This window comes from Myxococcaceae bacterium JPH2, assembly GCA_016458225.1.
Lineage (GTDB): Bacteria > Myxococcota > Myxococcia > Myxococcales > Myxococcaceae > Citreicoccus.
This window is the reverse complement of sequence record JAEMGR010000008.1, coordinates 31791-42099: the sequence shown is the minus strand read 5'-3', so window position 1 is coordinate 42099 and position 10309 is coordinate 31791. Positions and strand designations below refer to the sequence as shown.

Annotated in this window: 7 protein-coding genes; all 7 read right to left on the bottom strand. The window is 68.1% G+C overall.

Annotated features, from left to right (window positions below):
* Positions 1-75: 75 nt before the first annotated feature.
* The 7 genes from JGU66_15270 to JGU66_15240 all read right to left on the bottom strand — a co-directional run bounded on the left by JGU66_15270 (position 76) and on the right by JGU66_15240 (position 10225).
* Positions 76-1713: a DEAD/DEAH box helicase gene (locus JGU66_15270; GenBank protein ID MBJ6762132.1), complete on the bottom strand. Its 1638-nt coding sequence runs from the start codon at positions 1711-1713 to the stop codon at positions 76-78.
* The gene (locus tag JGU66_15265) at positions 1680-1883 is read right to left on the bottom strand and encodes a hypothetical protein (protein ID MBJ6762131.1); all 204 of its coding nucleotides are present in this window, start codon (positions 1881-1883) and stop codon (positions 1680-1682) included. The genes JGU66_15270 and JGU66_15265 overlap by 34 nt, the downstream gene beginning before the upstream one ends.
* Positions 1884-1908: 25 nt before the next feature.
* Positions 1909-2541: an adventurous gliding motility protein CglE gene (gene cglE, locus JGU66_15260; GenBank protein ID MBJ6762130.1), complete on the bottom strand. Its 633-nt coding sequence runs from the start codon at positions 2539-2541 to the stop codon at positions 1909-1911.
* A 105-nt stretch (positions 2542-2646) separates the two neighbouring features.
* Positions 2647-4575 (bottom strand): adventurous gliding motility protein GltG, encoded by a 1929-nt coding sequence (gene gltG / locus JGU66_15255; GenBank protein MBJ6762129.1) that lies wholly within the window; start codon positions 4573-4575, stop codon positions 2647-2649.
* Between the two features lie 70 nt (positions 4576-4645).
* Positions 4646-4915, bottom strand: a complete 270-nt coding sequence (gene cglF, locus JGU66_15250; protein MBJ6762128.1) for an adventurous gliding motility protein CglF — start codon at positions 4913-4915, stop codon at positions 4646-4648.
* Positions 4916-5042: 127 nt separating this feature from the next.
* Positions 5043-6530, bottom strand: coding sequence for an adventurous gliding motility TPR repeat lipoprotein GltE (gltE, locus tag JGU66_15245; GenBank protein ID MBJ6762127.1), 1488 nt, complete (start codon positions 6528-6530; stop codon positions 5043-5045).
* On the bottom strand, positions 6530-10225 hold the full coding sequence (locus JGU66_15240; GenBank protein ID MBJ6762126.1) for a tetratricopeptide repeat protein: 3696 nt from the start codon (positions 10223-10225) through the stop codon (positions 6530-6532). The genes gltE and JGU66_15240 overlap by 1 nt, the downstream gene beginning before the upstream one ends.
* Positions 10226-10309: the final 84 nt, after the last annotated feature.

Sequence of the window (10309 nt, the reverse complement as noted above, 5' to 3'; positions counted from 1 at the left end):
AGGGCGCCAGCGACCGGACTCTACCGGCCGCGGGCGCCCCCGGGCAATCATGCAAAACCCGTCAACCGACGGAAATTATTGGCTTTCTTGCTCTCCGGACGGGGAGGCGGCGGACGCGCTGTCGTCGCCCTCGTCGCTCGCATCGGACTTGTCGGCGGCAGGCGCGGAGGCCGGAGCCTCGGGCAGCGCCTTCGCGCGCTCCACCCCGGCGGCATCGCCCACCTGGGTGTACAGCGCGAGGGCCTTCTCGCGCAGCTGGAGCTCCTCGGCGAGCTGCGCCGCGCGAGCGATGTTGCCCATCTTCTCGTGCAGCGGAAGCGCCTTGTCCTTGCGGCCAGCCTGCTCCCAGGTCTCCGCCGCGGCGGCGGTGTCACCCAGCAGCTCCAGCCAACGGGCGCGGCCCGCCGGCTTCTGCTCCTGCTCGGCGCGGGCCAGCTCGCGCTGCGCCAGCGTCTTGGCCTCCTCATCCAGCTTGAGGCGCTGCATGAAGTGGAAGGCCTTGGGCGGCGGCAGGGTGCCGAGCACCTCGACGGCCTCGCGCCGCTGGCCCACCGCCACCAGGAGGGTGGCCGCGCCCAGGCGGTCGCCGCGCTCCACGAGGTTCTTCACCTCGAGGCCGCGGATGCGGTTGGCGCTCGCCATGTCCCGAGCCCGCTCGTACGCCTTGCGCGCCAGGGTCAGCTTGTTGGCGCGCTCGTACGCGAGCGCCGCCTGGTCGAACTGGCGCGCGCGCTCGTACAGCCGGGCGACGTTCTCGAAGTCACCCTTGGCGACGTAGTGCTCCATGAGGAGCTCGTAGGCGCCCGCCTTCTCCAGCGTCGCGGCGATCTGCTCCGCCGGGAGCGTTCCCACCAAGCGGCGGGCCGCGTCGTTGTCCTGACCGGCCAGCGCGTTGCGCAGGGCGCTCTTGAGGTCGCCGCCCGCCTCGAACAGGCGGATGGCCTCGGCGTAGGAGTTGTTGCGCTCGTGGAGACGGGCCGCGTCACGCGTGCGCCCCATGCCCTCGAGCTGCTTGGCCTGCTCCGGCCACTCGCCCGTGAGTTCGGGCATCGGCGCGCGCTCCGGACGCTCCGGGCGGGGACCCCGCTCAGGGCGTTCGCGACGCTCGCCCGCGGCACTCCGCTCCGGGCGGGGACCGCGCTCCGGGCGCTCGCGACGCTCACCGCGGTCACGACGCTCGCCCCGCTCGGCGGGACGCTCGCGACGCTCCTCGGTGCGCGGCGCCGGCTCCTCGGCCTCGGCGGTCGGCTGGCGACCACTGGCCGTGAAGGCCGTCTCGGCCCGGTCCGCGTCACCGGCGGCGCGCCACACGCGACCGACCAGGAACATGACGTCCGTCCAGGCATTGAACTTCGTGCGCGCCTGCTCGGCCGGCGAGGGCTCGGCGGCAGCGGCCTCGGCGGGCGCAGCGCCCTCAGCCGGGGCGGCGGCCTCGGTGGCCTCGGCCTCCGGTGCGGGAGCTTCCGCGGGAGCAGCGGCCTCGGCCGGTACGCTCTCCGGCAGCGCCGGCTTCACCTGACGCTGCACGCGCAGCATCGTGGTGATGAGGCGGCCTCGGGTGTTGAGGTCCAGGTCCTCCAGCGACTTGAGCCGCATGGGCTTCAGCGACCGGACAATCGCCTCGAGTGGCCCCTTCTCCGCGGAGAAGTCCGACTTGGACAGGGCCTTCTCCAGGGTGCTCAGCTCGGCGATGACTCGCTGCCCAGGCCCCACCGGCCCCGCGTCGCGGTCGCGCCCTCGGCCTTCACCCCGGCCACGTCCTTCGCCTCGGCCGCCCGGTCCACCCCGGCCACCGAATCCGCCAGGACCATCGCGGCGCGGCCCCTGGCCCGGCGCACCCCCATCCCGACCGCGCCCACCTGGGCGCGGCCCACCGCTTCCATTCTCCTGAGCCACGTGAATCTCCCGCTAGAACGCGTAGCGAATGTTCGGCGCCACAGCGAACCCGAAAGTGCCCGCGGAGACGAGGTAGTTCCCCGTCACCTCAAGACCCACGGAAAAGTGGCGCAGCCGTGTGTAGTACTCCACTCCGGGCCCGGCAAACACAAGAATGTCGGAATCCGGGAGGAGCTTCTTCGGCGTAAACATCGCATAGCCCGCGCCCGCGCGGGCATAGATCCACGTCCGCTTCACTTCCTGGCTGTCCGCGAAGCCCACCAGATGGGCCCGCAGCACCGCGCCCGGGACGATCGTCGAGAAGTCGCCCGAGGCGGCGCCCTGGGAGTTGCCCACGTAGTCCGAGCCGGCCCGGTTCACCGTGCCCATCAGGAACACGCCCAGCGAGAGGCGCTGGCCCAGGTCCACCCCCAGCTCCACCTGCGCCATCTGCCCGGTGGAGAAGGGACGAGGCCCCTGGGACGCAGGCGGGTTCACCATGAAGCTGGGGCCCCCCAGCACCGAGAAATAAACGCCCCGCTCGATTTCATCGAACGTGACGGCGGGGCGGTCCGCGGTGGCGACGCTGGAGGAGGTTTCCTGGGCACCCGCGACCAAGGGGAGGAGGAACGTGGCGCACAGGGCAAATGGGGCGAGGACTTTCATTCGGTGCCTGAGGGGTTGCGCGACACCCGCGGGGGCGGGGGTCGGAAAGACCACGCGAGCGGGCCCACTCAGAGCCCGCTCGCCGAGCGAGAGACCAGGTCGGCGCTAGTCGCCGGCCTGCTTGAAGTTGAACGGATACGTGACGATGACCGAGCCGCCCCCCTTGGGCTCGGGGAACTTCCACGTGCGCACACGGCCAGCCACGCACATCTCCAGTTCCGCGTTTCCAGCTGTGGACTGCGAGACATTGGACGAGGCCACGCTGCCGTTGGCACTGATGACGAACTTGATGGCCACCTTGCCGCCCAGCTTCGGGAAGCGGTTCAGCAAGCTCTCGTAGCAGAAGCGAATCTGGCCGCGGTTGCGCTGGATGACCTGGCGGATGAGTTCCTTGTCCAGAGAGCCCATGACCTCCGGGTCGGACGAGGTGATGCCCACGTCCACGCTCTGCTTGCCGCCGAGCACACCCACGCCGGTGCCATACGCGCTGGTGCCGCCACCACGGCCCTTGGTGCCGACACCACCGATGCCGATGCTGTCACCGGTGCCGCCACCACCGCCGCCGTTGCCACGCAGGCCCATGCCGTTGAAGCCAGCCGAGTCACCCGCGCGCGCGCCAAACATGTTGCCCATGGCGCTCTTGAGCTCGCCGCCCAGGCCGTTGCTGCCGAAGATGGTGGAGATGCCGCCCTTGCCACCGCCGAAGATCTTCGCGGTGAGCGCGCGGGCCTGATCCTTCTTGTTCGGATCACCCTTGACCGCGGTCTTGTTGCCCGTCTTGGCGGCGTCCTTCTTGCCCATCTGGCCTTCGTCGCCGCGGTTCTTGGCGGCCATCTCCCCGGACTTCTTCTCCTTCTGCTGATTGAGCTTCTCGAGGAACTTGTTCTTCTGCGTCTCGGGCGGCTTGATGATCAGCTTCGCGATGCGCGCATCGTTGCCGTTGAGCTCGTCCGAGTACTCGTCCCCGCGATCCGTGCGGTTCATCGAGTGGATGACGAACGCGGTGGCGATGAAGAACATCACCAGGAAGATGTTGAGCGCCGTGTAGTCGAGGTTCTCGCCGAGCGGGACCACCACCGGCTTGGGCACCGGCTGGAACTGGACCTCGAGCGTCACGCCGCCCAGGTCCACCCAGTAGAAGTCGTCCGCCTCCAGCGTGAGCGAGTACGCCTCGCCCTCGTGCGACACTTTGCCGGACTCGATGACGGCCTTGAGGTCGCGCGCCTCGCCCTTCCGGGTGAGCTCGCCCTTCATCTTCCCCGTGAAGCGCACGGAGAAGCTCGACCCGTCCGCCTGCAGCGCGACGAAGCTGGGAGCACCCAGCTTCGCGTCACCCATGACGAAGTCCACGCCCTTGGCCGAGCCCACCGTGAACAGCTTCTTCGTCTTGGTTGGCGCGATGAAGAACTCGCCCACGCGCTGATCGCCCCACAGCAGCCGGAGCGACACGCCCATGGGGCCACTGGACTTGGAGCGGCGCACGGTGCGCACGCGCGGCGCGGCATCCACGGGCGCGGCGGGGGCATCATCGTCGTCGGGCGCCGCGGTGGTGACCGCGTGCTTCTGCGTGGTCGCGAACGAGGTATCCATCGCGGCCGGGGGCGGCGCCGGAGCGACCTTGGGAGCCACCACCGGAGCGGCAACAGGCGCCGGAGCGGCGGCCACCACGGGGTTCTTGTCCGTGGGCGCCTCGGCGGTAGCGACCGCGGCCGCCAGGTTCACCGCCGCGACCGCGGCCGGATTCTCCAGACGGATGGTGGTGCCACCCACGCGAATCTCGTCTCCAAAGGCGACCTGGCCCTTGGTGACGCGCTTGCCGTTGACGTAGGTGCCCTCGACGCTGCCCATGTCGATGATGGACATGGTGCCGTCGGTGGAGACCTCGATGACGGAGTGGATGCGACTGACCTTGTCGTCGTCCAGGCACAGGTGCGCGGAGGACAGCCGACCAATCTTGATGATGTCGCGCTCGTAGTCCTTCGAGGCAACCAGCGTGTCGCCCTTGAAGACCTTGAGTGTCAGCGGAACGGCCATGAGAGCTCCCGAGTGGCTTTTGCGCTCTTCGACAACGGATTCGACGGGAGGTTCCCGCCCAGGAGTGCGACTACAGCTCGCCCACGGACTGCATCACCTTGTCCTCGAAGTCCTCGCGCACGCGGATGAGGTTCGAGTGCTTCACGGTCTTGCGCGCCTCGACGTATTCGCCATCCGGCTTCGTGAGGTCACCCTCGATGGTGTCGTCCTCGAAGTCGATGTTCGTCGTCTTCTGCGTGCGCGCCGCGCCCTCGCCGCCCTGCCCCTTGCCGCCACCATCTTCCGCGGCGAACGCCGGGAACACCGACAGCGCCACACACAGCATCAGCAGGTTCCGCATACCGCCTCCACGAAGGCCCCGCGGGGCCACCATGCACGTCGCGTCCCCTGGATCGCGGGGACGCACAAGGTTCGCATCATCCCGCGCGCCCACGCCACAGCGAAGGTACGCGCGGGCGCTTCCGTTTTCACAGCAGGTCGTCGGACGGCTCCTCGGAATCCGCCGCTCCTGCATTCTTCTTCTCCGGCGCGGCCTTCGACTTCGCGGGGCTGGGGGCCGGCGAGGTCGCGGGCGTGGCAGCCGCGGGCGCGGGAGTGCCCGTCGTGCCCGTGGCCGGAGTGGCCTGGGTGGACGGGCCCGTGGAGTTGACGGGCGTCGCGGCCCCACCCGGCGTGGGCGCCGGGGCCGGCTTCTGCTTGGCCTCCTCGGCCTTGAGCGCGGACTGCTGCTGCGCCTGGAGCGCCTCCATCTGCTTGGCCTGATCCTCGGAGGCCTTCGCCTCGCGCTTGGCCTGGACGATGCTCTCCGCCTCGCGCAGCAGCGCGAACACGGGCGCCTCGCCCGAGAGCGCCACGTCACCGCCGGCCATGGCCACGTACTTCTTGTACAGCTCCACGGCGCGCTCCGGCGCGTCCTTCACGCGGTGCAGGATGACGGCGCGGTTGAGGTAGATGGCCGCGAGGTTCGGGTCCAGCTTCTCCGCCTCGTCGTACTCCTGCATGGCCTTGTCGAACTGGCCCTGCCCCTTGAGCGCGATGCCCAGGTCGAGGTGCGCGGCGGCGTTCTTGCCATCCGCCTGCAGGACGCGCCGCAGGTGCTCCTCGGCGCCCGGGTAGTCCTCGGACTCCAGGGCGAGCTGCGCGAGCATGACGTGCGACGGCACGTAGTCCGCGCGAGACTCCAGGGCGCGCTTGAACTGGAGCTGCGCGCCCTCCTTGTCCCCTTCCTTCTGGAGGATGAGGCCCACGGCGTGCTGCATCTCGGGATCCGCCGCGTCGATCTTTACGCCACGCAGCGCGACCAGCTTGGCCATCGCGAGCTGCTTGCGGTCCAGGAAGCTGCGGATCATCACCTTCAGCGCGGTGGTGGACTGCGGGTCGCGCATGAGGGCAGCGCGCGCCAGCGCCATGGCTTTGTCGTGGTCACCCGTCTGCCGGTAGATCTCCGCGAGCCGGGCGCGCGAGCTGGCGTCATCCGGATAGCGCTGGAGCACGTCCTGGTAGAGCGCGACGGCGCCGGCCACGTCACCGGAGTTCTGGCTCAGGATGGCCAGGTTCTCGGAGGCCTGCCGCAGCGACGGCTTCGTGGTGAGCGCGGCCTTGTAGTGCGCGCGGGCCTCGTCGTTCTTGCCCTGCCGCTCGGCCACCACGCCCAGGTTGTACTCGGCCTCGGCGAGGTTGGCGTCCGCCTCCAGGGCCGCCTTGAACTTGCGCTCCAGCGACGGGTAGTCGAACGCCTTGGCCTTCTTCTGCGCGTCGAAGGACTTCACCGCGTCCTCGAAGAGGAGCTTGGCGCGGTTGGAGATGGTGGGCGCCTCCTCGGGGCCAGTCTTCGTGACCACGGTGGGCTTGGTGGGGCCCGTGGGAGCCGCCGCCTTCGTCGTGGAGCAGCCCGAGGCCACGAGCGCCGTGGCCGCCAGCAGGAGGACGGGACGCAAGAGATGGGTACGATTCATTAGAGGAAGTCCTCCGGCTCCTGATCATCCGCCGGCTTCTTGGTCGCGTTGCCGTCCTGCGGACCCGCCGCCGGCTTCGCACCGACCTGCGACTCGGTCTGCTGACGCAGCTGGTTGGTGAGCGCGGAGAGGTCCTCGCGCAGCTCCTCGCTCTTGGCCTGCTTCTCGGCGGCGGCGGCGGGCGCGGGCGGCGGCACGTCCTGCACCGCGACCAGCAGATCGCCTCCGATGATGAGCTCGCGGTTCTTCAGCGCGGCCTTCTCCTCCGGCATCTCCGGATAGCGATCCGGCGCGTAGGTCGTGCGCAGCAGCTTGAGGCTCTGGGCCGCGCAGTCGTTGTAGACCGCCAGCTCGCGGCTCTTGGCGACCGCGCCCGCGAAGGCCTCCGTCGCCTTGTCCTTCAGCGGCTGGGCCTGGTTGGCGAACTCGTCGCGCAGCGCCTGCTGTCCCTCGTCATCCAGACCGCGCGGCATGGGCGCGTTGATGACCCGGTCCGCCATGTGGTCGTACGCCAGGCCAATGCGCTGCAGCGCGCAGATGGCGGGCTCGGGCGCACCCATGGCCACCGTCTGCACATACTTCTTCTGCACCACTTCCAGCGCGCGGCTCTTGTCCACCACGGACGCCTTGAAGCGATCCGGCGAGGGCGGCGCCCCCCAGTAGAGCTTCAGGCGCTTGTACTCGTTCCAGTCCGGCTCGATGGCCAGCAGGTTGGCCTGCGCGGCGGCGGCCAGGGCCGGCTTCTCCAGCGACGTCTGCACGCGCTTCGGCAGCTGGTCGTAGTAGTCGGAGATGCGCTTGTACATGCGCGCGGTGTCGCGCGGCTTGTGCATCTTGTTCTCGAAGATGTCGACGATCTTCCCCTCGGCCATCAGCATCTTGCTGGCCGAGCGCGCGTTGTCGCGCTCGTAGTCCTCGAGCATCTTCAGCGACTTCGAGTACGCGCCCTGCTTCGTGTACAGGTCGATGATGGACAGGAGCACCTGCTCGTAGTCCTTCGACTTGGGCCACAGCTCCAGGTAGTGCTCGCGGTTCTTGAGCGCGGCCTTGAGCTGGCCCAGTCCCTCGCGGTACGTCGCCGCGTTGAACAGCGCCACCTGCGCCTTGGTCTCGTCCCACTTCTGCACCACGGCGGGCTTGCCAGACTCGGAGGGCACGGGCGCCGCGCCTCGCTTGCCACCGCGAGCGGCGTGCTTGCCACGGCCCTTGGCGGCCACGACGACACCGCCGCCCTTCTCGTTCAGGCTGCGCTCGTAGCCGCGCACATAGAGTTCGAAGGTGCCCGCGGCGTCCTCGAAGTCGCCGATGGCCTCCAGTGCCTCGGCGTTCGCGTAGATGGAGTCCGGCACGTACTTCGAGCGCGGATACTCGGCGAACAGGCGCTTGCGCACCTCGATGGCCTTATCCAGGCTCTTCGCCTTGTAGTAGTCGACAGACGCATTGTAGAGCGCCAGGTCGGCGATCTCCGTCTGCGGGAAGTCGTGCACGAAGTTCAGGTACGCCTCGGCCGCCTTGGAGAACTCCTTCTTCTCCTCCAACTGGCTGACGAGCTTGAACGACGACTGCTCGATGAGCTTGGCCAGGTCATCGCGGAACTTGCCCGTGGCGAGCTTGTCGTTGGCGTAGAAGCGCCGCGCCCACTCGTTCACCTTCGCGAAGTCCTGGAGCAGGTTGTACGAGTCGAGGATGAGGTTGGCGGCGATCTCCGCGGCGCGCTCCCCGTTCTCGAACTTGTAGTCCGGGTAGCCGAGCGCGATCTCGCTGAAGCGCAGCACCGCCTCGTCGAAGTGGTTGTGGCGGTAGTAGATGTTCGCCGCCTTGAAGGCGATCTCCACCCGCTTGTCGCCCTTGGGCACGTACTTGAGGTAGCGCTCGCACGCGTCCAGCAGCGACTTCTTCAGCGTGGGGATGGCGATCTTCTTCGTGATGTCCGAGCCCGCCGCCTCGCTCTTGCCTTCACCGCGCGCCTCGGCCGCCTTCACGACCTCGTCGTAGGCGAGCACCGCGTTGTAGGACGCGTTGGGCAGCCACTTGCCCGGCTTGCCCGGCTTGGGCTTGCCCTTCTCGTCCTTGGCCTCCAGCACCTTGGCGTCCTGCAGGACGACGAGCGTGTAGTTGGCGGCGGCCTTCTCGTAGTTCTGGAGGTTGTCGTTGAGCAACTCCGCCCAGAAGAAGCGCAGGTCGTAGGCCTTGGGGTTCTCGGGGAAGAGCGTGAGGTAGTCGCTGTACACCGCGTCGGCGAACTTGAACGTCTCCTCGTTGCGCGTCTTCTTGCCCTCGTTGTGCCACGTGACGGCGAGGTTCGAGAGCGTGCGCTCGGACATCTCCTTCGCCTCGGCGAGCGCCTTCTTGTCCTTGTCGTCCTTGATGACGCCCGAGGACTCGACGTCCTTCATGATCTTCACGAGCCGGCGCACCTGGGCCACGGTGCGCTCCTTGTTGCCCATGCGCAGGATGCAGTCGACGATCTTCCCCTGGAAGCCAGGCGCCTCGGGCGACAGCGGCTTCTCCTTGATGAGGGCGTTGAACGTGATGGCGGCTTCGCGGTCCTTGCCGTCCCCGTAGTAGAGGTTCGCCAGCGTCTTCATCATGGCGAAGCGGTCTTCGGGATTCGTCGCGACCTTGCTGAAGTCCTCGCGCGCCTGCGTCACGTCACCCTCGCGAGCGAACGCGCGGACGTAGTCGCTGCGGGCCTCGCGCACGAGCGAGTTCTTGCTGCCCTTCTTGCCCGCGTCCTTCTCCACCGCGTTGGCACCCGCCAGCTCGCCGAACAGGACGACCGTCTTGTACTTGTCCTTGGCCGCCGCGTAGTCCGCGAGGTTGAAGTAGCACCAACCCTGCTTGTAGAGCGCGAAGGCGTAGACTTGGCTCTCCGGGAACTCCGCCGCCTTCTTGTAGGCGGTGAGCGCCTTCTCCAGCTCCGGGCGCTTCCCCTTGGAGTTGTTGAAGTAGTACTCGCCGAAGGCGAAGTACGCGTCCGGGATGTACTTGGACTGGGGCCACTTCTCGATGAGGCGCTTGAAGGCCACCAGCGCCTTGCGGTCCTGGCCGTCCTCCATGAGGTACTGGCCGAGGAAGAAGAGCACCTCGTCCGTGCGCTCGAACTTCGGGTACTCCTGGACGATCTTCGTGTACTGCTCGACGGCGTGCTTGCCGTACTCCTTCTGGCGCGCCTGGAGCTCGGCCTTCTCCGCCTTGGCCCGCTGCTGACCCGCGGCGTCGTTGCGGTTCATCGCGCCGATGAGGTCGTCGTCTTTGCGGTTGGCCTCGAAGAAGTAGAACTTCGACTCCTCCCAGTACAGCTCGCCCAGGCGGAACAGGAGGCTGGGGGCCTCTTTCTGATCCGCGGACAGGGAGATGATCTTCTTCAGCGACTCGATCTGCTCACGGCGCTTGGACGCGACCTGAAACTCCACGCCCAGCCGGAACTGATCGTACTGAAGCTGGGGAGCCGCTTCGGTGTCGTCCTTCTTGCGCGTGATGTCGCCAGCGAGGGACTTGTCGATGTTGGTGGTGGACTTCTTGCCGAGGTCTGCGTCGCGAGGCGCTTTTTTTTCCTGGGCGGCGGCCACCGAGGCCAGGAGCACGAGGCAGACGAGGAGCGAACGGCGCATGGTCTTCCTAGGGCGGGGGGACCGGCGTTCCTGGAGCGTTGCCTTGTTGGCAAGTGTCCGGGAATCTTCGGGAATTTCCATTCGGAGGTGCCCACTATGCGCGGTTTCCGCGCGGCGGGTCAACCCAGACTGGCGGACGGGCGCTTCGAGGGAGAACGAGCCGAA

Bases quoted from the DNA above. Each gene is read 5' to 3' on its own strand.
- JGU66_15265 (MBJ6762131.1), bottom strand. From the start codon at position 1,883: ATGGAAGCGGTGGGCCGCGCCCAGGTGGGCGCGGTCGGGATGGGGGTG.
- cglE (MBJ6762130.1), bottom strand. From the start codon at position 2,541: ATGAAAGTCCTCGCCCCATTTGCCCTGTGCGCCACGTTCCTCCTCCCC.
- cglF (MBJ6762128.1), bottom strand. From the start codon at position 4,915: ATGCGGAACCTGCTGATGCTGTGTGTGGCGCTGTCGGTGTTCCCGGCG.
- gltE (MBJ6762127.1), bottom strand. From the start codon at position 6,530: ATGAATCGTACCCATCTCTTGCGTCCCGTCCTCCTGCTGGCGGCCACG.
- gltG (MBJ6762129.1), bottom strand. From the start codon at position 4,575: ATGGCCGTTCCGCTGACACTCAAGGTCTTCAAGGGCGACACGCTGGTT.
- JGU66_15240 (MBJ6762126.1), bottom strand. From the start codon at position 10,225: ATGGAAATTCCCGAAGATTCCCGGACACTTGCCAACAAGGCAACGCTC.